This window comes from Flavobacterium foetidum (assembly GCF_004634245.1).
Taxonomy (GTDB): Bacteria; Bacteroidota; Bacteroidia; order Flavobacteriales; family Flavobacteriaceae; genus Flavobacterium; species Flavobacterium foetidum.
The window spans coordinates 1-24,282 of record NZ_SJTF01000009.1 but is presented as its reverse complement, the minus strand read 5'-3'; the positions used below and the strand labels follow the sequence as shown (position 1 = coordinate 24,282).

The 24,282-nt window shown below is 35.1% G+C and carries 16 protein-coding genes and 1 tRNA gene; 7 read left to right on the top strand and 10 right to left on the bottom strand.

The window, feature by feature from the left end:
* The first annotated feature begins 8 nt into the window (after nt 1–8).
* Nucleotides 9–911: a DUF6607 family protein gene (locus E0W73_RS12275; protein WP_135222375.1), complete on the top strand. Its 903-nt coding sequence runs from the start codon at nt 9–11 to the stop codon at nt 909–911.
* A 106-nt stretch (nt 912–1,017) separates the two neighbouring features.
* Here E0W73_RS12275 and E0W73_RS12270 read toward each other — a convergent pair whose 3' ends face one another.
* The 4 genes from E0W73_RS12270 to argS all read right to left on the bottom strand — a co-directional run bounded on the left by E0W73_RS12270 (nt 1,018) and on the right by argS (nt 9,138).
* On the bottom strand, nt 1,018–2,478 hold the full coding sequence (locus E0W73_RS12270; RefSeq protein ID WP_135222374.1) for a SusD/RagB family nutrient-binding outer membrane lipoprotein: 1,461 nt from the start codon (nt 2,476–2,478) through the stop codon (nt 1,018–1,020).
* A 1-nt stretch (nt 2,479) separates the two neighbouring features.
* A complete protein-coding gene (locus tag E0W73_RS12265; RefSeq protein WP_135222373.1) occupies nt 2,480–5,707 on the bottom strand; it encodes a SusC/RagA family TonB-linked outer membrane protein in 3,228 nt (1,075 codons plus the stop codon).
* Nucleotides 5,708–6,325: 618 nt separating this feature from the next.
* Nucleotides 6,326–7,030 (bottom strand): hypothetical protein, encoded by a 705-nt coding sequence (locus tag E0W73_RS12260; RefSeq protein WP_135222372.1) that lies wholly within the window; start codon nt 7,028–7,030, stop codon nt 6,326–6,328.
* A gap of 329 nt (nt 7,031–7,359) precedes the next feature.
* Complete coding sequence (gene argS, locus E0W73_RS12255; RefSeq protein ID WP_135222371.1) at nt 7,360–9,138, bottom strand: arginine--tRNA ligase; 1,779 nt, start codon at nt 9,136–9,138, stop codon at nt 7,360–7,362.
* Nucleotides 9,139–9,470: 332 nt separating this feature from the next.
* Between argS and E0W73_RS12250 the strand changes: the two genes are divergently transcribed.
* A complete protein-coding gene (locus E0W73_RS12250; protein ID WP_135222370.1) occupies nt 9,471–11,888 on the top strand; it encodes a TonB-dependent receptor domain-containing protein in 2,418 nt (805 codons plus the stop codon).
* Nucleotides 11,889–11,989: 101 nt separating this feature from the next.
* Here E0W73_RS12250 and E0W73_RS12245 read toward each other — a convergent pair whose 3' ends face one another.
* Together E0W73_RS12245 and E0W73_RS12240 are read right to left on the bottom strand one after the other, a co-directional pair.
* Nucleotides 11,990–12,661, bottom strand: coding sequence for a copper homeostasis protein CutC (locus E0W73_RS12245; protein WP_135222369.1), 672 nt, complete (start codon nt 12,659–12,661; stop codon nt 11,990–11,992).
* 89 nt (nt 12,662–12,750) lie between these two features.
* The gene (locus tag E0W73_RS12240; RefSeq protein ID WP_135222368.1) at nt 12,751–13,758 is read right to left on the bottom strand and encodes a 3-oxoacyl-ACP synthase III family protein; all 1,008 of its coding nucleotides are present in this window, start codon (nt 13,756–13,758) and stop codon (nt 12,751–12,753) included.
* Between the two features lie 263 nt (nt 13,759–14,021).
* Here E0W73_RS12240 and E0W73_RS12235 point away from each other — a divergent pair, with 263 nt between their 5' ends.
* Complete coding sequence (locus tag E0W73_RS12235) at nt 14,022–16,430, top strand: S9 family peptidase (RefSeq protein WP_135222367.1); 2,409 nt, start codon at nt 14,022–14,024, stop codon at nt 16,428–16,430.
* A 57-nt stretch (nt 16,431–16,487) separates the two neighbouring features.
* Here E0W73_RS12235 and E0W73_RS12230 read toward each other — a convergent pair whose 3' ends face one another.
* The 3 genes from E0W73_RS12230 to E0W73_RS12220 all read right to left on the bottom strand — a co-directional run bounded on the left by E0W73_RS12230 (nt 16,488) and on the right by E0W73_RS12220 (nt 18,757).
* On the bottom strand, nt 16,488–17,438 hold the full coding sequence (locus E0W73_RS12230; RefSeq protein WP_135222366.1) for an ABC transporter ATP-binding protein: 951 nt from the start codon (nt 17,436–17,438) through the stop codon (nt 16,488–16,490).
* Between the two features lie 106 nt (nt 17,439–17,544).
* Nucleotides 17,545–18,240 carry an OmpA family protein gene (locus E0W73_RS12225; protein ID WP_135222365.1) on the bottom strand — a complete coding sequence of 232 codons (696 nt, stop codon included), beginning with the start codon at nt 18,238–18,240 and terminating at the stop codon, nt 17,545–17,547.
* 19 nt (nt 18,241–18,259) lie between these two features.
* Nucleotides 18,260–18,757, bottom strand: coding sequence for a lipocalin family protein (locus E0W73_RS12220; protein WP_135222364.1), 498 nt, complete (start codon nt 18,755–18,757; stop codon nt 18,260–18,262).
* 202 nt (nt 18,758–18,959) lie between these two features.
* Here E0W73_RS12220 and htpG point away from each other — a divergent pair, with 202 nt between their 5' ends.
* From htpG to E0W73_RS12200, 4 genes are all read left to right on the top strand, one after another.
* Nucleotides 18,960–20,843, top strand: a complete 1,884-nt coding sequence (gene htpG, locus E0W73_RS12215) for a molecular chaperone HtpG (RefSeq protein ID WP_135222363.1) — start codon at nt 18,960–18,962, stop codon at nt 20,841–20,843.
* A gap of 233 nt (nt 20,844–21,076) precedes the next feature.
* A complete protein-coding gene (locus tag E0W73_RS12210; protein ID WP_135222362.1) occupies nt 21,077–21,748 on the top strand; it encodes a hypothetical protein in 672 nt (223 codons plus the stop codon).
* 574 nt (nt 21,749–22,322) lie between these two features.
* Nucleotides 22,323–23,144, top strand: coding sequence for a hypothetical protein (locus tag E0W73_RS12205; RefSeq protein WP_135222361.1), 822 nt, complete (start codon nt 22,323–22,325; stop codon nt 23,142–23,144).
* 135 nt (nt 23,145–23,279) lie between these two features.
* A complete protein-coding gene (locus E0W73_RS12200; RefSeq protein WP_135222360.1) occupies nt 23,280–24,029 on the top strand; it encodes a DUF4369 domain-containing protein in 750 nt (249 codons plus the stop codon).
* 180 nt (nt 24,030–24,209) lie between these two features.
* Here the strand turns inward: E0W73_RS12200 and E0W73_RS12195 are convergent.
* Nucleotides 24,210–24,282: transfer RNA gene (locus E0W73_RS12195), tRNA-Thr, on the bottom strand.

The following is a 24,282-nucleotide window of genomic DNA, read 5'->3' as shown; positions in this document are numbered from 1 at the left end:
CATAAGTTATGATTTCAAAAAGCCTTTTACTGTCAGCCGCTGTGGCTTTAACATGCAGTCTTGGATTTAGTCAAGACAAAAAACAACAAGACATAAAATCTATTAAATCAATGTGCGGTTGTTATGAAGTGAAGTTTAATTTCACCGAAACATTCTCATACCCCAAAGATTCTGCATCATATAAACCATCTGAAACTAAGCATGAATCTGCTTTAGAATGGGTTCAGTTATTAGAAGATACTCCAAATAAAATCGTAATGCAGCACTTATTAATTGTAAGTGATGATATGATTATTAAACACTGGAGACAAGATTGGCTATACGAAAACACAGACTTATATTCTTTCGATAAAGGAAATTCTTGGAAATACAAGAAACTTGATAAAAAAGCGGTTAAAGGTCAATGGACACAAAAAGTATATCAAGTTGATGACAGTCCTCGTTACGAAGGTTCTTCGACTTGGGTACACGTTGACGGAAAAGATTACTGGGCAAACGTTGCTGATGCTCCGCTTCCTAGAAGAGAGCAGACAAAACGCAACGATTATAATGTTTTGAAAAGAAGAAACATTCACGAAATTACTGCTACAGGATGGAATCATGAGCAAGATAACGACAAACTGGTTCGTGACGATGCTGGAAAAGATGTTTTATTAGCCCAAGAAAAAGGATTTGACGTGTACACTAAAGTGCCAGACATTAAATGTCAGGCGGCTCAAAAATGGTGGGTTGCCAATAATGCACTTTGGAAAAATGTTCGTGACAAATGGCAGACTCTTTTTGACAGACACCAGGATTTAAATTTAGAAGCTAAAGTGGACAGAAAAGCACTTTATTCTTTATTATTTGATTTAAAACCAGACACTGCAAAAGCAGAAACAGATAAAATCATTGACAAATTTGTTAAGTAATTAGAATTAGTTGTTATAAAAAAGCCGGAAGTTTTAGTAACTTCCGGCTTTTTGTAGCTAAAATTATTGGTGGATTTATTTTACCTGCCTCAAGCACACATTACAATTAATTTTTGTCCCAAAAAACGTGGGTTTTCAATTTATTTCCTCCAATAGCTGCCGATGCGGCGGCCCAATTTGCATTGTTAACAGTTTGCTCGTTTATAGGATAGGTATAACGTTTTGGAATTTGCCCCTCTGCTGCAGCCACAGCATTTGCTGGTGCTACTAAAACTGGAAAATCAAGTCTTCTATATGAATTCCATGATTCCATTGGTCTGTTAAAGAACGCAATCCACGCTTGTCTACCGATTTTTTCTTTATAGTTATTACCCGGAGCAGTTGAATACTTAACATCAGGGGATTCCAAATATGCATCAGCCTCAGCTGCAATACCCCAATTTTCAAATGAAGCCTTGATTGCATTATTGTAATAGAATTCCGCATTGTTTCCTACAACATATCCTCTAGCTGCAGCTTCTGCCAAGTAAAAATTACTTTCAGTGGCCTCTGCTATCACACCTGGAAAATTAGCTTCTTTTATTTTATCACTGATATGCGAAAAATTCTGATATAAATTGGTTGGACCATTAAGACCTCCTTTGTAAACCCCATCGATTGTAGTAAAATATGCGGCTCTTCTAGGATCCTTCAAAGTATTCATGTCATTTACTATGGTTACAGAAGCGACAAAATCGTTTCTATTACTTGCAACCAAGTTAGCATATATAGGGTTATACATTGGAGATGCTCCCGGATATGCAAATATTGCGTTTTGACTATTATTAAGAATAACCCCAGCCTTATAAGCACTTTCCACAGTTGCTTTTGAAAGACTCGCATCAACATCAGCCAAGTTTAAACCTATTTTTAACTTTAGTGTATTCGCAAAGATTTTCCATTTTGATACGTCTCCACCATAAATAAAATCTGCTTTTCCAAAAGACCCGCTGCTTTCATTTAAGTTTGCAATTGCGGCATCTAATCTTACAATTAGTTTAGGATAAATAACCGCATCGTCATCATATTTTGGCAAGACAACTTCCTTTACTCTTAACGCATCGGTATAAGGCACATCTCCGAAACTATCCACCAGGACCTGAAAAGCATAAACTTGTAGAATTTCAATTAAGGCTTCTTTATTTTTTTGCTGTTTAGCCCATTCATCTGCACTCATGAGGTCAGGCTTGATTTCTGTGGCAATTACTTCTTTTGCTGTTTGCAAATTACCCAAAACTGATCTGTACAAAGCATTCCAGTGAAAATTAGCTATATTTCTTGTCGTAATATTAAATCTAGCTTCGGTATTATATTGAGTTGCTGCCCAGTATTGTGTAAAATATCTAATTATGTTTAAGTTTACACTAGGGGTTGTCAATTGATCCGTCAATTCTTTCTGTGCATTTGTAAATAAAGTTTCTGCAGGCACTCCGTAAGATCTGTCCTTATCTTCATTCCCTGTTGGGTCATCACTTACACAACTTGCCATTAACAATGACAAAACTATGATTGATACTATATTTTTCATTTTAAAAAGTAGCTTTAATATTAAATGAATATACTTTAACTGTAGGCATTACACCTGATTGAAATCCTTGTACATTTCCTGCCGAAGTACCTGCTTCAGGATCGGCATACGGAACGTTTTTATGAATAATCCACAAATTGTTTCCAAGTAAACTTAATGAAAGTGACTTTGCAAAAGTTGTTTTAAGATATTTCTCTGGAAGTGTGTAAGTCAAACCTACTTCTCGTAGTTTTATATATGACGCATCATAAATAAACTTTTTCATTGGCTCAACATCTGTTCCGAAACCAGACCCTACATAGTTTGCTTCTATTCTAGATTTATTTGGACTGCCATCCTCATAGACACCCTCTAATATTATTCCTCCTCCGTCAGCAATAAAATTTCGCACTGGATTACCTAAATCATTAAGCCCTGCTGTTTCAGGATAAAGCCCAGTATACTGTCCATAAGCTTGATCCAAAGAATATACGCTTCCTCCTTTTTTCATATCTATCAAGAAATTCAAAGAAATATTCTTATAAGCCAATCTATTTGAAATACCGCCAATCCAGTCAGCCTGGATATTTCCGATAACTTGGTCATCAACCATTAAATAGTTCCCATCTTCATCAACAGTTTTTTCTCCATTGGTATAAACATAATCAGTTCCCCTCATGGTACCATATGGCTTACCTACTGTAGCATTTAAACTAACTCCATTCTGCCAAGTTGCTAACTGTAGATTATCTCTTCCCTGATTAAGAGAAAGCACTTTATTCTTGTTTTTAGACCAGTTAACCGTAATATCCCACTGAAAGTCTTTAGTCTTAATTGGAGTTCCTGACAACGAAACCTCAACCCCATTATTCTGCATTTCTCCGGCATTAATTTGTGAATTTGAAAAACCTGTAGAAGTAGATTGAGGAACATTATAAATCTGGTCAACCGCATTTGATTGATAGATAGAAACATCAAAACTTAATCTATTTTTAAACATTGAAGATTCGACACCAAACTCCCAGCTTTTAAGTTTTTCTGATCTTAGAGAAGGAAAATCTACATACGTAGTACTGTTTGTAAACATGAGATTACCATCTATTAGACCATTATTAACTTTTGCCCCCAATAGCCCTGGAACTGGATCATTACCAACAACAGCATAGTTTGCTCTAAGTTTGAGATTGTTTAGCCAATCTTTTTTAAGTAATTCCGAAACAATAAAGCTTGTACCGATTGAGTAGTAATTGTATTTATTGTTGTTTATTGGCAGCGCACTTGATTGATCGCGTCTGTAAGATCCTTCAATAAACACAGTTCGATTGTAATCAATGGAAGCCTGTGTATACAAACCTAATTTAGCGTAATCAATTTCAGATTCTATAGGAGCAACAAATGACATAGAATTACCAAGAGTATAAAGCCCTGGCGCTACAATACCACCAATTGTTGATTGATTAAAAATATCAGATTTGGACTTTATAAAAGTTGATCCTGCCAAAACTTTACCAGAAACTTTTTCAGATAATTTTAAATCGTAAGTAGCGATAAAATCATAAGTTGTCTGCAGAAAATTTCTAGTATATAAATTATATCCTGAAGTTTCATCCAAATCTAATATCCCAAATTCTTCTGCATGACTTCCTTTAGCTTTTCTTACTTCTTGCTTATCATTAGAGGCATCTACAGTTACACGACCTAAAACATTTAAATTTTTAGTAATATCAACTGCAAGACTTCCGCCTGCAAGGATTCTGGTTCTTCCGTCTGATGAATAATTTTCGTAACGATCAAAATAAGGATTGTTCCAATAAGCGGGGTTGAAATCCCCTTCTAGTGGATTATTCATATTCCACGTAACGTTTTGTCTATTTCTGAAATATTCCTGTTTGAGTTCTTTTATATCCACATTTGTCTGCCACCATTGTCTAAAACCTGTTAGAATATTATCATTGTATCCTGTACTGTTTCTTCCGATAGTTGATTGATCGGAAAACGTAAAAAATGCATTGGTTTTAATTTTGTCGCTCAAATTTCTTGTGAAATTCCCATTAATAATATTTCTATTAAGTTTACTGTTTGGTAAAATTCCAGTTTCATTATTATTGGTATAACTAAAGTTATAAGACCCTTTATCGTCTCCACCACTGAATCCTAAATTATTAACAGTTGTAAACGATCTTTGAAAAAAACTTCTTGGATCATTTACTGCTGCAGTCCAAGGAGTAGCTTTGCCATAATTTGGATTTCCCGGAGCAAAAGCATTCCATTGATATACTTTTAAAGAAGGATCAAATGCATTTCCAAAAGACGAATCAGCTGTCATATCTACTATATTATCTGGAATCCCGTCTCCATTAACATCGTCTTCATAAAAACTGTCATTTGCTCCCGAATAACCATTCGCACCATATTCCTTCTGATATCTAGCAAAAGTACTTTTATCAAACTGCCCTATTGAAGTTGTGGAACTGAAGCTGATACCCAAGCCAGTATTCTTTTGTCCTTTTTTAGTTGTGATCATGATTGCCCCATTAGACGCTTGACTCCCGTATAATGCCGTTGCGGCAGCACCTTTAAGTACCGTAATCGATTCAATATTGTTAGGATCAATATCTGAAGCTGAATTTCCGAAATCAAAACCTCGTCTTCCGTTTCGAGAGTAAGAATCATTTAAGTTAGAGTTATTTATCGCAACACCATCAACAACCACCAATGCCTGATTATTTCCAGTCAAACTTTTTGCCCCACGAAGTACAATATTGGTAGATCCTCCAAAATTTGAATTGGTCTTAACTTCCAATCCTGACACTTTACCAGACAAGTTGTTTAAAAAATTGTTAGTTGGAGTAGAGTTTACTGCCTTTTCGTCTAACTTTTGAGACGAATAACCTAAAGACTTTTTCTCCCTTTTAATTCCCATAGCAGTTGTAACCACAACGCCTTCCAATTCTTGCGCATTTCCCAACATTTTAACATTGATTGTTGCTGACTTGGCTTCAATTTCTTGTGTTTTCATACCCAGATAACTGAATACTAAAATTTGAGATGACGATGCTTTAATGGAGTACTTTCCATCAAAATCTGTTTGAGTTCCTATTTTCGTACCTTTTAATAAGACACTCACACCTGGAAGAGGCATTCCTTCATTATCAGAAACTCTACCAGAAACTGTTCTTTCTTGTGCGAATATTACCTGCACACTTAGCGCAAATAATAAAAACGCGATTCTTTTTAGTTTTAGTTCCATATTTTGAGATTTAAATTTGGAGCGAACTTAAAAATTTACAACAATTTTAACAAGAAATTATATTTATTTAACATTTAAAATGTAATATTTAGTTTACTTATAAATAAGAAACAACACTTACATAGAGTAAAGTATTACAAAAAATAAATACAAAAGGAAAGTATAACGCAAAGCATTTAAAATAAAGAATCGCACTCAATGCCGAAGAAAAAATAAAAAAACCGTCTAAAAAAAATTTAGACGGTTGGATCCTTGATTACTTTTACTAAAAGCTTACTAATTCAAAATAGATAAAAATAAATGTAAGGAAAGTATTTTCTGTCGTAAAGAGGCTTGAATGGAATTACACTTTTGGAAATAAATAGCTTGTATTTATGCTATTAAACCAAAGAAGAAAATAATTTTACAATATAGAGGTGTGGTATATTGTTTTCAGAATTCTTAGACAAACATAAATAAAACAAATGTTATTTCCTACAAAAACATCACAAGGATAGAAAATATGTCTTATTTTAATACTTCATGTTTTTTAGGGGTAATCGCAAAAAACAAAGAGCCGATAGTATGACAACTATCGGCTCTTTTATAAATTAGATACCTCTAACTAAATACTGTTATTTAGATGCTGCACTGAGAAAAAGTAATCGCATGCTTTGTTAGATCTGTCCATTTTGGTTCTGGAGTTGATGAAATCAATTGATCGCAACCCTCCCACAATGTTGGAAACTCTTTCTTGTATTCTTTTTTCTTTAGCAAGAATGCTGGTGAATTCTTTTTAGCAACATAATAAGATTTAGCATCGCCACCCACGAATTTTACTCCTCCAACTCCTAAAGATGCAGTTTCTTTAGCATAAGGATCACAATATATTTTAAATTCTTTACTGAATGCAGGATTTAACAATTGCATTAATAATTTTGAAGTTTTTTTCTTAATTTTTACTTCAGCAGTTTCAAAATAAGCATATCCTTCTTTAATGTATTCTTGGTTTAATTTGTCATCGTTCCATTGCTTAAAATCAGAGATGAAATCTAATTTTTTCCCTAAATTATCAAGTCCGCTTGGCGGTAAATACATATGCTTAATATCTTCTGGTTTTAATTTGTGCTTTTTTCCAGCTGCATCTTGTAATTTAATAAATTCAATTAATCCTTTGTCTCTATCGATATCTCTGATAGTACCACTAAGTTCAGTTCCGTCTACTAATGTAATGTAAGCTGTTTTACTATGGGAAAATCCATAAGAAGGGGCAATTAAATCTTGCGCTTTTGCTGCTGTAAATGCTAAAAATAGCATAATAAGTAGTAAAGGTTTTTTCATCATTATTTTTGGGTTTAAAAAATTGTGCCTACTCTCACGATTTTCGGCTTCCTCGATTATTATTTTTAACAGTAAAAGTCATCTAAACATCTCGTAATCACCAGCCTAAAAGCTATTATTACTAAAAATTTTCTTACCGTAAACATAAATATAAAAACCATAACTGCAAATTTTATTTTGTGTCTTTATCCGAAAATTCACTCAGCTCTATGTCATCCTGCTACATTCAATAATCTTGTTCACAACAAATTATCGCGATCAGTTATTTATATAAAAAAAGAGCCGATAATTTAAGTCAATTATCGGCTCCCAAATATTTTATAGCACATCAACTACATTCTCTCCGGCACTTCAATACCCAACAAGTAGAATGCGCCTTTTATTACCTCAGCTACTTTTTGAGAAAGCTGTACTCTGAATATCTTTTTAGCCAAATCTACTTCTCCTAAAATATGCACCGACTGGTAAAATGAATTATACTCTTTTACCAAATCATATGTATAATTCGCTATTAATGCGGGACTATGGTTCTGTGCAGCATTCTGAATTACTTCTGGGAAAAGCTCGATTTGTTTTACCAGTTCCTTTTCTTTTTCATGCAGTTCTGTAATTTGAGCTGGAGCTGAAAAATCAAAATCAGCTTTACGAATAATTGACTGAATTCTTGCGTAAGTGTACTGAATGAACGGACCTGTATTTCCCGCAAAATCTACAGATTCTTCAGGATTAAAAAGAATTCGCTTTTTTGGATCTACTTTTAATATATAATATTTTAAAGCTCCCAAACCAATTGTTTGGTATAATTTGGCTTTTTCTTCAGCATTATAACTGTCTAATTTTCCTAAATCTTCTGATATTTTTTGGGCCGTATCGGTCATATCCTGCATCAAGTCGTCGGCATCTACAACAGTTCCTTCACGGCTTTTCATTTTTCCAGAAGGCAAATCAACCATACCGTAAGACAAATGATAAAGACTTGAAGCCCAGTCAAAACCAAGTTTTTTCAGGATTAGGAACAACACTTTAAAGTGATAATCCTGCTCATTACCAACTGTATAAACCATTCCACCAACATCTGGCATATCTTTTACACGCTGAATCGCAGTTCCGATATCCTGTGTCATGTAAACTGCAGTTCCGTCGGAGCGTAAAACAATTTTGCGATCCAGTCCTTCATCGGTCAAATCAATCCATACTGAGCCGTCTGGATCTTTTTCGAAAACGCCTTTGTCAAGACCAACCTGAACAACATCTTTACCTAATAAATAGGTATTGCTTTCGTAGTAATATTTATCAAAATCGACTCCAAGGTTGGTATAAGTAGTCGCAAAACCATCATAAACCCATTGGTTCATTTTTTTCCAAAGTTCAATAACTTGTTCATCACCAGCTTCCCATTTTTTAAGCATATCCTGCGCCTCAACAATAATTGGCGCTTGTTTTTTTGCTTCGTCTTCGGTTTTTCCGTTTTCTATTAAACTATTTATTTGAGATTTATAGGCCTTGTCAAATTCCACATAATATTTCCCCACCAATTTATCTCCTTTCAATCCAGAAGTTTCGGGAGTTTCTCCGCTTCCGAATTTTTCCCAAGCCAACATCGATTTGCAGATATGGATACCACGATCATTGATGATTTGTGTCTTGTAGACTTTTTTACCTGATGCCTTTAAAATTTCGGCTACAGAATATCCTAACAGATTGTTACGAACGTGTCCTAAATGCAGCGGCTTGTTGGTGTTTGGCGAAGAATATTCTACCATTACGGCTTTCTCTGCCGGATCTGGAGATACAAATCCGAACTGTTTATTTTCTCTTATTCCGTTAAAGAAATTTAGATAGTAACTGTCAGAAATCACAATGTTCAAAAAACCTGAAACTACATTAAAGCGAGCGACTTCAGAAACATTTTCAACTAGATAGGTTCCGATTTTATTTCCTAGTTCTGCAGGATTGCTTTTGATTACTTTCAACAACGGAAAAATAACCATCGTAATATCTCCTTCAAACTCTTTTCTGGTGGTCTGAAATTCGATTTTATCAACAGTAACATCAAATAATGCCTGAATTGCTTTTTGTATAGAAGGTGTAAGAATTTGCGGTAATGACATGTAAACTTATTTTAAAGTGAGCAAAGATAATGCTTATTCATCAATTACAGAAAATCAAAAACATATTAAATTTAACAAAACACTTAGAATTTAATAAAAAACAACTCCTGCAAAGCATTAGAATTACAAAAAAAAACAAAAGCTTAAAGTCTTACAAAACAGGGCCTCAAAAAAAAATTTAATCTTTTTTTAATTTATACTGTAACATATCTTCCATAAGTGAGTCTTAATAGGGACTTCAAATTTTACTGAAGTCAAAAAAAAAGAAAAAAAAAAAAACAAAGCTAACAACAATCATCATCATCAATCAATCAAAAGAATCAATAACTAACATGAAATTAAAATTCTTTCTGCTCGCATTACTGGGCGTAATCGCAGCAGCACAAGCCCAGAACACTGGAACAGTCAGTGGTAAAATTACCGAAAAATCTAACAATGCACCTATTTCTTACGCAACAGTTTCGCTTAAAGAGAACGACAAAGTAGTTTCTGGCGTTAATACAGACGACAACGGAGACTTTTCTTTTAAAAACATTGCCTTAAAAAGCTACACAATCGAAATTCAGTATATCGGATTTAGAAAATATGTTGGTTCTGTTCTTCTGAGCGAAAACAAAAAAACAGCCACTGTTAATGTTGCGCTAGAAGAAGAAGCAACACAACTGAAAGGAGTAAATATTGTGGCAGAACGTTCTACAATCGAACAAAAAATAGATAGAAAAGTAGTGAATGTCGGAAAAGATTTGACAACTGCAGGTGCTTCAGCATCGGATATTATGAACAATATTCCGTCTGTGAATGTGGATCAAGATGGTAAACTTTCGCTTCGAGGAAACGATAACGTTCGTGTATTAATCGATGGACGTCCGTCGAATATTGACCCTGCGCAATTGCTGAAACAGATTCCGTCAACTTCTATCAAGAAAATTGAATTAATCACCAATCCAAGTGCGAAATACAATCCTGAAGGAATGTCTGGAATCATCAATATTGTTCTGCACAAAAATGCTAATACCGGATTTAACGGAAGCTACAGCGGTGGTATCACTTTTGGCGAGACGGCTAAATACAATCAGTCTTTGGATTTGAACTACAAAACCGGTAAAGTAAATTTCTTTGGAAATGCTGGAAACAACTTCGGAACTTATTTTAATGATGGGCATATTCAGAGATTAGATCAGGCTGTGACCCAAAACCTTAACATTTCTAACGACAATGATAATTATTTATATAAAGTCGGAATGGATTATTTGATTAATGACCATAATACAATTTCGATTTATACTAACCAAAACAAATCAACAGGAACAGGTCTTGTAGACACTAATATCGATTACGACAATAATGATCCAAACATTTTGAATGTTTTTCAGAAATCAAGATATGCAGGTCCAAATAAAACGGGAACTTACAATTTAGCATACAAACATATCTTTAAAAAAGAAGGCCATACCCTTGATTTTGAAGGAAATTATAGTGATACAAAAGTGTCTCAAAATGCTTCTTTCGATACGCAGACTACTAGACCAGACAATACAGCAAGCTCTATAGTTTATAGTGACAATATTGCCGATACCAGAAAATTAACCACGCTAAATGTCGATTATGTTAATCCGCTAAACGAAAAAACTACGCTTGAAGCTGGTGCCGAAGCAAGATTAACCAGAACAGAAAACAATTACAATACTGGAAATCCTGCTGTTGCTCTAGAAGACCAGATTTCGAATTATACTTATGATACTGATATTTATTCTGGGTATGTGACTTTTGGACAGAAATATAAAAAATTCAGCTATCAGGTTGGCGCTCGTTTTGAGAGCTACAAAGTTGTGGCTAATTTGAATTATGGGCAAGATAAGTTTACAGACGATTATTTTACATTGTACCCATCAGCTTATCTAACCTATAATTTGAATGACAAAAACATGCTGCAGCTAAGCTACAGCCGTCGTGTTGACCGTCCGAGTTTGGAGCAGACAAAACCGATACGTGAGTTTTCTACTCCATTGGTAACGTCTTACGGAAACCCTACATTACGACCACAGTTTACAAATTCTGTTGAAGTAAATTATACCAAAACATTTGAAAAAGGAACTTTTACTGCAGGAGTATTTGTACGAAGCATAAACGACCAAATCAGCAGAACGTTGAGCCCGGATCCTAATGATCCATCAGGATACAAACAAGTTTTGAGTTTTATGAATTATGACGACAATACTTCATACGGTTTTGATGCGTCGTTCAACTACAAACTTACAAAATGGTGGGATATCCAGCCTTCTATCGACTTTTCAAGCATTAAACAACAAGGTGTAGTTTTTGTTTTTGATGAAACATCCAACACAAGTGCTCCCAAGGAGAGAAGTGTGACAACTTCTGCATTTAATGCTCGTATGAACTCAAATTTCAAACCAACCAAACGTTTAAGCTTTTTATTGTTTGGTTTTTTCAGAGGTCCAGTTGAAGATATTCAGCAGAAACGAAATGAAATGTATAAAATGGATATTGGGACGCGTTACACTTTGCTAGACAACAAAATGAATATCAGCGTTAGATTTAATGACGTTTTCAATACGATGAAATATTCGTTTGACGGAATCTATCCTTACCCACAAACTGGAGAATTTACATGGGAAAGTCAAACAGTATATCTAGGATTAACTTATAACTTTGGAGGTGCAAAAATCAAAAATCTGCAACGTAAACAAAGAGAAGACAACACCAATAAGGGTGGCGGCGGTATGTTCTAAACCGCTTTTTGGAAATAATTTTATTTTTTAGCATACCTGTAGAAAAGAAAAAGCCTGAAGTTTTTGCCAACTTCAGGCCTTTTTTTTTATTGATTTGAATTTTATAAAAAATTCCGTAATTCTTTTATTTCTTCAGGATTTGCTGTTTCTGTTCCGTTTGTAATTGCTGATGAATGATAAAACGTTGGCTCTAGTTTTTCTGAAATCAATTTGATATTTGAAGACCGAAGGCCTCCGCCTGGCATAATCTCGATTCGGTCGCCAGCCAGTTGCTGCAGTCTTTCTAAAGCATAAATTCCTTCTGTAACATCAACTCCCTGACCAGAAGTCAAAATGGTTTTAAAGCCACATTCAATCAAGTCCTCAATTGCTTTTTCTGGATTTTTGACCACATCAAAAGCGCGATGAAAAGTACAAGAAAGCGGATGCGCCAGATGTACCAGCTCTTTATTTTGCTTTTTATTGATTTTCCCGTTGTCTTTTAAAATTCCGAACACGAAACCATCTACTCCCAATTTTTTATATTGTTTGATGTCTTGTTTCATTTCGGTGAGTTCTTCGTCAGAATAAACAAAATCACCACCGCGAGGCCTTATAATGACATGCATTTTTATGTTCAGGCTTTCGCGAACTTTTACAACCAAAATCGAATTTGGCGTTGTGCCTCCCAATTTCATGTTTTCGCAAAGTTCGATTCTGTCTGCTCCGTTTTCCTGCGCAATCAAAGCTGAGTCGTAATTAAAGCACGCTATTTCGAGTTGATTTTTTTTCATTTTTGTTTTTTCGAAAAACTATTCCTTGCCAAAAATAAAAAACCTGCTCATTATCTAAGCAGGTTTTAATATAAAATTAAGATGAAATGCTACCATTTGATGATTGCGCTCGCCCAGGTAAATCCACTTCCGAAAGCTGCCAAAACAACAGTGTCTCCAGATTTTATTTTTCCTTCTTCCCAAGCTTCTGTCAGAGCAATCGGAATAGATGCGGCAGTTGTATTTCCGTACTTCTGAATATTATTATGAACCTGATCATCGCTCAGTTTAAATTTGTTTTGAATAAACTGCGAAATTCTCAAGTTTGCTTGATGCGGAATCAGCATATCGATATCCGAAATCTGCAATCCGTTTGCTTCCAATGCTTCATTAATGACCTCCGCAAAACGAACAACAGCGTTTTTAAACACAAACTGTCCGTTCATATAAGGATAGTAACTTTCGTCATTCGGGTCGTTATCTGCAATAATATCGGTTACCCATCTTGCTCCCATTCCAGGCGCTTGCAAAGCCAGTTCTTCGGCATGTTGTCCTTCAGAGTGTAAATGTGTCGATAAAATTCCTTTAGTCAAATCTTCTTCACGGCTCAAAACAGCCGCTCCTGCTCCATCGCCAAAAATCACAGAAACACCACGTCCGCGTGTGGTCATATCCAAACCTGTTGAGTGTACCTCTGAACCAATCACCAAAATGTTTTTATACATTCCCGTTTTTATGTATTGGTCTGCAACAGAAAGTGCGTAAACAAATCCTGAACATTGATTTCTTACATCTAAGGCACCAACTGTTCTTAAGCCAAGATCTCTTTGTACTAAAACACCCGGTCCCGGAAAATAATAATCCGGACTTAATGTAGCAAAAACAACAAAATCGATATCTTCTTTGGCAACTCCAGAACGCTCTATAGCAATTTCAGCTGCTTTAACTCCCATCGAGGTTGTGGTATCTTCGCCACGAATAATATGCCTCCTTTCCTGAATCCCGGTTCTTTCCTGAATCCATTCGTCATTGGTATCCATTATCTTAGACAAATCATCATTAGTCACAACATTAGAAGGAACATAATATCCTAAGCCCGCTATTTTTGAATGATACATACTCTTTATTATTTATTAAAAAATTGGATTGCAAATTTACGCATACTTTAAAACATAAGCGTACAAATTACTATTTTTTTCGTAATCGACAATTTATTATCTTCTAATAATGAGATAACTTATGCGCTTTTTAATTCAAAAAAAACAAATAAATCTGCCAAAAGATAAAAAGAATTAAATTAGCGGTGTAAATTGTAACAAGTCTAAATGTATTTAGACAAACAATCATTACCACCATTTTTTAATCCCAAAAAAAACAAAACATGAAATTAAAGGCTACTTTATTTTTAATGCTGAATGTTGGTTTTTTCGCCGTGGCGCAGGAGAATCTGACATACCAAAAACCCTCTAAATCAATTTTGGATTTAGCCGATTACGAAAGAGCTCCAACAGTGTCTATGGATACTAAAAACGAAAATCTGCTCTTAATGTACCGCAGTACTTACAAAACCTTAGATGATCTGAATCAGGAAGAACTTCGTCTAGCTGGTTTAAGAATTAATCCGATTACTAATATTTCAAGCACAGTAACTTATACGACCAACCTTAAGATACGCAAAGTTAACAGTACAAACGACATACAAGTTACGGGTCTTCCTGCAAACCCAAAAATCAGCAATATAGCTTGGTCTCCAAACGACAAGAAAATACTTTTTTCGAACACTACAGCTACTGGAGTAGAGCTTTGGGTTTTGGATGTAGCCTCTGCTCAAGCTACTAGATTGACAGAAGCCACTGTAAATGCCAATCTTGGAAATCCGTTTAGTTGGTTGCCAGACAACGAAACAATCTTGGTGAAAATGCTTCCAAAAAACAGAAAGCCTTTGCTTGATTCTAAAAAAGATTTGCCGACTGGCCCAATTATTTCTAATGCATCTGGGGAAAAATCTCAAAACAGAACTTATCCAGACATGCTTAAAAACAAAAATGACGAAATCAATTTTGAAAACATCATTACTTCTGAATTGTACAAAGTAAGCTTAAACGGAAATGCTGTTTTGTTTAAAGAAGCGGCTATGTTTTCAAGTGAAAGAATATCGCCAGACGGAAATTACATCATGCTGACTACCATTCACAAACCATTTTCTTACGTAGTTCCGTTATACAGATTCCCTTCTAAAACCGTTGTTTACGACATAAGAGGAAAAGAAATCAAGACCGTAAACGAAGTGCCGCTAAGCGAAATCATGCCAAAAGGTTTTATGGCTGTCCGAAAAGGAAAAAGAGAAATGACATGGAGAAACGACAAACCGGCTTCTTTAGCTTATGTTGTGGCTCTAGATGAAGGTGATCCCGCAAATAAGGTTGAATATAGAGACGAATTATTTCTTTGGGATGCTCCTTTTACCGAAAATCCGGTTTCGTTTGCCAAAACACAGCAACGTTTCGACAATATTATTTGGGGTACCGATAGTATTGCCATTCTTTCAGATCAATGGTACGATACCCGTAATACCAAGACATATTTAATAAATCCGTCAAATCCTGCTCAAACTCCAAAAGTAATTACAGATAGAAACGCTCAAGACGTGTATTCTGACCCAGGTAATTTTGAAACCAAAAAGAATGAATACAACAGGCACGTACTATCTCTCGAAAAAGACAACGCTTATCGTATTGGTGAAGGATATACCAAAGACGGTCAATTTCCTTTTATTGATGAGTTTAATACCAAAACGCTTCAGACCAAGCGTATTTATACTTCTCCATATAAAGATAAAAAAGAAGACTTGCTTGAAATCGATGTTAAATCAGGAAAAGTGCTAGTTCAAATTCAGTCAAAAAGCGAATATCCGAATTACTATTTTAGAAACATTCACAAAAAGAACAGCCTAACACCAATTACAGCTTTTAAAAATCCGTTTGAAAGCATTAAAAATGTAAGCAAAGAGGTAATCAAATACAAAAGAAAAGATGGTGTAGAACTTTCGGGAACTTTATATCTTCCTGCCGGCTACGACAAAACCAAAAAAGAAAAACTACCGCTTTTAATTTGGGCTTATCCTGCTGAATACAAAGACAAAAATAGTGCGGGACAATCTACACAAAACTCAAATGAGTTTACTTTTCCGTATTACGGATCTTTTGTGTATTGGGTGACCAAAGGTTATGTAGTTTTAGATGATGCCGCATTTCCAATTATTGGGGAAGGAACGACAGAACCAAATGATAATTTTGTTTCGCAGCTGGTCGCTAATGCAGAAGCTGCTATAGATGCCGTTGATGCCTTGGGGTACATCAACAGGAAAAAAGTGGCTGTTGGAGGACATTCTTACGGCGCTTTTATGACAGCAAACCTATTGACGCATTCTAATCTTTTTGCCTGCGGTATTGCCCGAAGCGGTGCTTACAACAGAACCCTTACTCCATTCGGATTCCAGACAGAACAAAGAAATTACTGGGAAGTTCCAGAAGTGTACAACACTATGTCTCCTTTTATGAATGCTGACAAAATGAAAACACCAATTTTGCTGGTTCACGGAGAAGCAGATAATAATCCTGGGACTTTTACTTTACAAACAGAGCGTTACTTCCAAGCTTTGAAAGGTTTAGGAGCGCCTGCGCGAATGGTTATTCTTCCGAAAGAATCTCACGGTTATGCCGCTAAAGAAAATATCTTGCACCTGTTATGGGAACAAGATCAGTTTTTAGAAAAATATTTAAAAAACTAATTTTCTCACTGAATTTAAAAAAGAAAACCCGACAGATTGAATTTGTCGGGTTTATTTTTATAAATAGTTTAAAGCCAGAAAAACTTCTTGTTCGAGCGGCAAATCGATTTCACTTTCAAAAAAGATCAACTGTCTTTTATAAACCGCTTCTATTAAATAGTGTCCGCCTCTAAAATAAGTCCGTCTTATTTTCACCAAAAGTTTGGACTCAGAAACCATTTTGAATTGATGCGGATATACTAAAGTCCTATGTGTTTCGTCCTCGTAAGGCAATAATAAATGAGTCGGAATCTCATTTACTTCGCCAAAAAGCGAAGCCACATACTTTGTTTGCGGATCCTCATAGATTTTGCTCGGATTATCTTTTACAATCACTTCTCCGTTGCGCATCACAATAGCATGATCAGCAAAAGACAAGGCGTCTGTACTGTCATGAGTAGCTATAATGCAGGTAATTCCTTTCTGTTTCAAATAACGGAACAAATTACGACGAAGTGCGTTTTTCCTAAAAGCATCAATCTGGCTGAAAGGCTCGTCGAGCAAAATTACTTCGGGTTCTAAAGCCAAAACGCGTATTAAAGCTACACGCTGTTGCTGTCCTCCACTTAAGAATTTAGTCTTAACATTGGCAAATTGTTCCATTTCTACCATTTCGAGCAGTTCCTGAACTCGTAGTTTTTTCATGTTGGCAAAACCGTTCGAAAGGAATTTACCAACATTCTCTGCAACAGTTTCATATGGAGCCAAATCGAAATCCTGTGCAAGATATTTCATATAGGGCATTCCGGGAATCAAATTGAATTTTGGTCCCAAAATTGGTTTTCCGTCATAAAAAATCTGTCCTTCATCCAAATCATACAATCCATAAATAAGCTTAAGCAGTGTGCTTTTTCCACAGCCGCTCTCGCCAATAATGGCAATATTCTGACCTTTCTCAATAGTAAAGGAAATATTTTTTATAACAGGATTTTCGGTATACGAAAAAGTGATATTTTGAATGTCGAGCATGAGTTGTAATTAGAAAAGGTCAAATTTACGATGTTTAAGTTCTAAAGTCAAAAAAAAGCTGCTTCAAATATGAAACAGCTTTTTTGATTATTTATTTTGTTGGAAATTATCTTCCTGCTTCGCTTTTAGCATCATTAACCATTTTGTCGTTTGCTGTAATGGCAAATTCAACGCGACGGTTTTGCGCTCTCCCTTCAGGAGTATCGTTTGTTGCGATAGGATCTGCAATTCCTAAACCAGAAGTTTTGAAACGGCTTGCTTTTAAACCTTTAGAAACTAAATAAGCCTGTACAGAAGCAGCTCTTTGTCCGGAAAGGGTTAAGTTATATTCTGGTTTTCCTGTGCTGTCGGTGTATCCAAAAATCTGAATATCGGTATCTGCATAGTCATTAAATACCGGAACCAATTTGTCTAGATTTGCTTTTGCCTGAGGCGTAAGTGTTGATTTATTAGTATCAAAACGAACAGCATTTTCATTCAAAGTCAAGTGAATTCCCTCTCCAACTCTTTCTACAGAAGCGCCTGGTAAAGCCTGATCGATTTCTCTTGCTTGTTTATCCATTTTGTTCCCGATAAGCGCTCCGGTACCACCACCAACGGCAGCTCCAATGGCAGCTCCTAAGGCTGCGTTTCCGCCTTTTCCTAAATTATTTCCTAGAACAGCTCCGATTACACCACCCGCTACAGCACCAATTCCTGCTCCTTTTTGTGTATTATTTGCGTTTTTTACCGAATCACAACTAGTAAAAAAACCAGTTACAACAAATAATACGCTTAAACCTAAAACAGTTATCTTTTTCATTTTTTTCTCTTTTTAAATATTAGTTTGCTCTTTGAAATTGGTAAGTTACATCTTTAACCTGCCCGCCAACGTTGATATTGTCAATCAACTGGAAAGAATTATCGGTCAAACCGGCAACTTTAAGCAGATATCCGTCTCTAACATTTTTTCGTTTTGTTCCTTCTTGAACGATTTTAAGTACAAAAAGCCCTTGATCGTTTATACTCCAAGCAATAGGAGAAGAAAATGCTGTACAATTTGGAGAATTCAAAGTCATTGTACCTTTGTTGTTATTTGAAATAAAACTCCATGAACTTCCGATAAAACATTTAGAATCTGCAAGGTCAAATGAGTTTACTTTGATGTAATCAGAACCAGCGTATGTTACGTTTGTCAATACCCAGTTTCCTTTTATAGCGACTTGAGTCGGTCTGTCCAATTTTTTAGAAAGCGGTGTTTCTGTTGAGGCTGTCGATGAGGCAGATTTACACGCAAAAAACATTGCGGCAATCATGCATAAAAAAATACTCTTCTTCATTTGTACAATTTTTTTAGATTATTATTTTGCCTTTTTAACAATTATTGTACCACAAATATACGATTCGTTCGAATATTTATCGTTTTAGAATCTATTTATTTTCTTTCAAAATTAACATTTCCGACATTTTGTCACCTTATAAAAATTGGTATTTTATTTGACTAAGTGAAAATCATCAAATTAAACTCAAAAATTAAAAAATATGGCAACAGGTAAAATTAATGTTTCAGTAGAAAACATTTTTCCATTAATTAAAAAGTTCTTGTACAGCGACCATGAAATTTTCTTGCGCGAGCTTGTTTCTAACGGAACTGATGCTACTTTAAAATTAAAACATCTTATCAGCATCGGCGAAGCGAAGGTAGAATACGGAAACCCGATTATCGAGGTTAAAGTAGATAAGGAAGGTAAAAAAATCCACATTATCGACCAAGGTTTAGGAATGACGGCTGACGAAGTTGAAAAATACATTAACCAGGTAGCATTTTCGGGAGCTGAAGAATTCTTGGACAAATACAAAGATTCTGCAAAAGACTCTGGAATTATCGGACATTTTGGTCTTGGTTTCTACTCTGCATTTATGGTAGCTGAAAAAGTTGAAATCATTACAAAATCATACAAAGACGAGCCAGCAGCTCACTGGACTTGCGACGGAAGCCCTGAATTTACTCTAGAGCCAGCTGACAAAACTTCACGAGGTACAGAAATCATTCTTCACATTGCAGAAGATTCTTTAGAATTTTTGGATGATTCTAAAATTAGTGGCTTATTAAACAAATACAATAAGTTTATGCCAATTCCGATTAAATTCGGAACTAGAACTGAAACTCTTCCAAAACCAGAAGATGCTCCTGAAGATTATGTTAATGAAACTGTTGAAACCGACAACATCATCAACAATCCAAATCCAGCATGGACAAAACAGCCTTCTGAATTATCTGACGAAGATTATAAAAACTTCTACAGAGAATTGTATCCAATGCAGTTTGAAGAGCCGTTATTCAACATTCACTTAAACGTTGATTATCCGTTTAACTTGACTGGAATCTTGTATTTCCCTAAGCTGGGAACTGATATGCAGATTCAAAAAGATAAAATTCAACTGTATCAAAACCAAGTTTACGTGACCGACAACGTAGAAGGAATTGTACCTGAATTTTTGACAATGCTAAAAGGAGTAATCGATTCTCCGGATATTCCGTTAAATGTTTCTCGCTCTGGATTACAGGCTGACGGCGCTGTTAAGAAAATTTCGAACTATATTACTCGTAAAGTAGCGGATAAATTAAAAGCATTATTCAACGAAAACCGTGCTGATTTTGAGCAAAAATGGAATGACATTAAAATCGTTTTAGAATACGGAATGCTTTCTGAGGAGAAATTCTACGAAAAAGCAGGCGCATTTGTTTTATATCCGACAGTAGACGATACTTATTTTACTTTGGAGGAATTAAAAGAAAAACTAAAAGAGAACCAAACTGATAAAGACGGAAAACTTGTAATTCTTTACGCTGGAAACAAAGATGCACAGCATTCTTACATCCAGGCAGCAAAAGACAAAAATTACGAAGTATTGCTTTTAGATTCTCCGATTATTTCGCACTTAATTCAGAAAATCGAAAACGACAATAAAGACCTTACTTTTGTTCGTGTTGATTCTGACCACATTGACAATTTGATCAAAAAAGAAGAAAATGCAATTTCAAAATTATCTGATGACGAAAAAGCAGCTTTAAAAACTTCTTTGGAAGCTTATATTCCGAAAGCTTATAGCGTACAGCTAGAAGCTATGGACTCTCAAGCCGCTCCTTTTATCATTACGCAACCAGAATTCATGCGTAGAATGAAAGAAATGAGCCAGACTGGCGGAGGTGGAATGTTCGGAATGGGCAATATGCCAGAAATGTACAATTTGGTTGTAAACACCAATTCTGACCTAGCTTCAAACATCTTAAATACAGAAGATAAAGTACATCAAGAGCATTTGGTAAAACAAGCCTTAGATTTGGCTAAATTATCTCAAAATCTATTAAAAGGCGAAGCTTTAACTGCTTTCGTAAAAAGAAGTTTTGAAATGATTAAATAATTAAAAATAGTAATTTTTCTCGAAGCCCTGTAAGCTAGCCTACAGGGCTATTTTTTTTGTACTTGACAAAAAAGGAATTCATTAAAAACAAAACAATTACGTTACGTATATATACAAAAAAACTTATATTTTTGAAATACTTTTAATACGAAAATACCACCAACAAATCAATGCGATTATCGAGGAGCCAGCCCAAAATCCTAAACCGAGTAGGCAGTTAAAACCCAAGAACAATGTTTTATGTACGATTAAACAAATTACGAATTATCAAAAATGGAGATTTGCTTGGAAAAGGCGAAATCCAATTTATGAGTTTTATTAATCAGTCAACTGATAGTTTTCCTGATTTTAATGAATTTTTCGAAACCAATGATGAAAACCGAAAAAAAGAGATTATCAAAGATGCGGTTTCAAGAGTTATTCAATCCAGAATTCTTCTGACTATCAATAAAGTAAAAGACAAAAGCATAATTACTTTTGGCGACACAGGATACATTGTCTACAAAGAGAATAAAATTCCGAAAGATTTTAGTTGGCAGATTATTGCGGTTGATTTAGACAAAAAAACACGCGATAATGCCGGATTAATCAAATCAATTTTGACTGATGCAAACATCAGCACCATAACAAAAGGAATAGAAGTCCTGGCCAAAACCAGCAATCCGATTAGTGGCGCCGTGGTGGAGCTTTCTAAACTAGTTACCGGAATCATTTTAGATTTAGCAAAAAACAAAAAAGACGACCAAGTTGGCTATTTCCTTGCTTCATTTATTGAAAAACTCGATTATCCGAACGGAATTAGAGACCGTCAAGATGTACCAGACCTCACCGGCAATATATTTGTTGATTATTCTATTTTTGGATATGAAGATTATGCACTAAAAGGCGTTGAAGCAGTAGAATAATCAGCCTTGTTTTTAAAACAATCTGAAAAATCCTGTAAAAATTTAATTTACGGGATTTATTTTTTTGAAAAAAGGGTAATTATCCCCTTTTTTACAAAAGCCCTAACTTATATTTTTACGCCATTGAAAATCAAAACTTTAAAACAAACGTTTTAATCTACAAGAAAAACATTAGGTGACAATATAAAAATTCAGTTCAGGAAGGCGGCGGTGTTCTCGATTGAATTCGGAGGCTGTGCATATATTTAGAAAAAGATGATAATCTTTTTTAAGTTTAGCTGAAACATCTGCTCAAAGTATCAATACGATGCTCATGGCTGCCGCCAGAACTTATATTTTTCACGTCTTTAGATTCCAATCCTTTTTCATCTTTTAAAATACTTTGGTCGCTGTTTTCTATAGAATCTCTATTCTAAATACAGTTAATCCTGAGTTACGATTCATTTTTCAGAACTGATTTTTAATTACTTAAATTTTCAAAATCCCGATAAATCGTGTTAAGGATTTTTTTTATGACTGATTTTTTTCATTACATTTGGATGCCTTATTAATCTCATCTTAAAACAAAAACCAAATGAAAAAGACCGTAATTGTACTTTCGGCTGTTTGTTTATCAGCATTTCTGTATGTCTCATGCTCAAATAACGATGACATTATCAATCAGTTTGATACCACATCTGTAAGCGCTTCTGTAGTAATAGATGCCTTGACTGATTTAGATATCAAAAATGCATTAACCATAACCAATACCAATCCGGCAGCAAAACCCGCTGAGACTCCTGTAACAAACTGCGCTAATATTACTGTAGAAAGCCCAAGCGGAACCGAATATCCCAAAGTTTATACAGTAGATTACGGAACAGGTTGCACATTAAACAATATTGCACGAAAAGGAAAACTTAAAATTACACTTACGGGGCCAGTAATCGCCACAGGAAGCAAAATGACCATAGAGCGAATTAATTATTCTCTAAACAACTTTCTTCTTGAAGGCACTATCGAATACACAAATACAACTGCAACCGCGACTGTACCGCAATGGACCAGAAAGGTAACAAACGGAAAACTTACGGATATTCTTGGTCGTACATTTACAAATTCTGGCACTTGTACTGTAAAACAAACTGCTGGTGTCGACACTCCATATGTACTGGAAGACAATGTTTATGAAATGACAGAAGGAAATCACACGGTAACATCAGGAACTGGAGGAACAGTAACACTAACAATCCAAGAAACATTAATTAAAAAATATTCTTGCGAGTATGTTTCTCAAGGCAAACTAAAAATTCAAAACACCTTTTTAAATGGCGTGGTCGATTACGGAAACAATACCTGCGACAACAAATACACATACACGCACGAAAACGGCACAACTTACACCTTATCAATGTAATACTTGTTCTGATTTTTTAAAATAGAATGGTCCCGATTTAGAAATAGATTGGGACTTATTTTTTTATAAAAATAAAACTGCCACCTCTTTACATTTAAACTATTTTCTTTATTTTGCACCAAAATCTAAAAACCAATGAAAAAAACTATTATTGCTTTTGCTGCCTTAATCATTGCAGCATCTTGCAGCAAAAAAGAATCAACAGATACGGTACATATCACGGGAAACATTAAGGGTTTAAAAAAAGGAACCTTATACATTCAACGAATTGTTGACACCAACCTGGTAGCTATCGACAGCATCAAAATTGACGGAAACTCTGCTTTTGAAAGCACTATTAAATTAGAATCTCCAGAAATGCTTTATTTGTTTTTAGATCGCGGAGTGACAAATTCATTAGACAACAATATTTTATTTTTTGCCGAGCCTGGAAACATGACAATCAACACCGACTTGGATAATTTTATTGCTGGTGCGAAAATTACAGGTTCTAAAAATCAGGAATTGTATGAACAGTATGAAAAGATAAATTCTCGTTTTATTGACGAAAACCTTTCTATGGTTGAACCTCGTTTCAAAGCGATAAAAAGACAGGACCAGAAGGCATTGGACAGCCTAAATCTTAAGCAGGAATCTAATATAAAGAGAAAATATCTTTACGCAACAAATTTTGCGCTTACAAACAAAGATTACGAAATCGCGCCTTATATTGCCATGTCACAGATTTACGACATCAATGTGAAGTTTTTAGACACCATTCAGAAATCAATGAGTCCAAAAGTCGCGAAATCGCTTTACGGTAAAAAGTTAACCAAATATGTAGCTGACATCAAAAAAGAGCAACAGAAAGCTACAACAGCCGCTCCAGCGACAACAAACGAATAAATCTACAAAAAAGCTCTGACGAATTTTCAGGGCTTTTTTTTGTAGAAATTCCAATACTTTAAATTCTAAATTTCAATTTTTCTCAAATTCTAAATTATTGAAATTTGAAATTTTTGTATTTTTTGGAAAAATTTCCAAAAATAAAAAAACCACCTACTTTTGTAGATGGTTTTCATTTTGAGCCGATAGAGGGACTCGAACCCACGACCTGCTGATTACAAATCAGCTGCTCTAGCCAGCTGAGCTACATCGG

Excerpts from the sequence above, each read along its gene's own strand:
- E0W73_RS12265 (WP_135222373.1), bottom strand. The coding sequence starts at position 5,707 with ATGGAACTAAAACTAAAAAGAATCGCGTTTTTATTATTTGCGCTAAGT.
- E0W73_RS12220 (WP_135222364.1), bottom strand. The coding sequence starts at position 18,757 with ATGAAGAAGAGTATTTTTTTATGCATGATTGCCGCAATGTTTTTTGCG.
- E0W73_RS12245 (WP_135222369.1), bottom strand. The coding sequence starts at position 12,661 with ATGAAAAAAAATCAACTCGAAATAGCGTGCTTTAATTACGACTCAGCT.
- E0W73_RS12275 (WP_135222375.1), top strand. The coding sequence starts at position 9 with ATGATTTCAAAAAGCCTTTTACTGTCAGCCGCTGTGGCTTTAACATGC.
- E0W73_RS12210 (WP_135222362.1), top strand. The coding sequence starts at position 21,077 with ATGTTTTATGTACGATTAAACAAATTACGAATTATCAAAAATGGAGAT.
- E0W73_RS12270 (WP_135222374.1), bottom strand. The coding sequence starts at position 2,478 with ATGAAAAATATAGTATCAATCATAGTTTTGTCATTGTTAATGGCAAGT.
- E0W73_RS12225 (WP_135222365.1), bottom strand. The coding sequence starts at position 18,240 with ATGAAAAAGATAACTGTTTTAGGTTTAAGCGTATTATTTGTTGTAACT.
- E0W73_RS12235 (WP_135222367.1), top strand. The coding sequence starts at position 14,022 with ATGAAATTAAAGGCTACTTTATTTTTAATGCTGAATGTTGGTTTTTTC.
- E0W73_RS12205 (WP_135222361.1), top strand. The coding sequence starts at position 22,323 with ATGAAAAAGACCGTAATTGTACTTTCGGCTGTTTGTTTATCAGCATTT.
- htpG (WP_135222363.1), top strand. The coding sequence starts at position 18,960 with ATGGCAACAGGTAAAATTAATGTTTCAGTAGAAAACATTTTTCCATTA.
- E0W73_RS12250 (WP_135222370.1), top strand. The coding sequence starts at position 9,471 with ATGAAATTAAAATTCTTTCTGCTCGCATTACTGGGCGTAATCGCAGCA.
- E0W73_RS12230 (WP_135222366.1), bottom strand. The coding sequence starts at position 17,438 with ATGCTCGACATTCAAAATATCACTTTTTCGTATACCGAAAATCCTGTT.
- E0W73_RS12260 (WP_135222372.1), bottom strand. The coding sequence starts at position 7,030 with ATGATGAAAAAACCTTTACTACTTATTATGCTATTTTTAGCATTTACA.
- E0W73_RS12240 (WP_135222368.1), bottom strand. The coding sequence starts at position 13,758 with ATGTATCATTCAAAAATAGCGGGCTTAGGATATTATGTTCCTTCTAAT.
- E0W73_RS12200 (WP_135222360.1), top strand. The coding sequence starts at position 23,280 with ATGAAAAAAACTATTATTGCTTTTGCTGCCTTAATCATTGCAGCATCT.
- argS (WP_135222371.1), bottom strand. The coding sequence starts at position 9,138 with ATGTCATTACCGCAAATTCTTACACCTTCTATACAAAAAGCAATTCAG.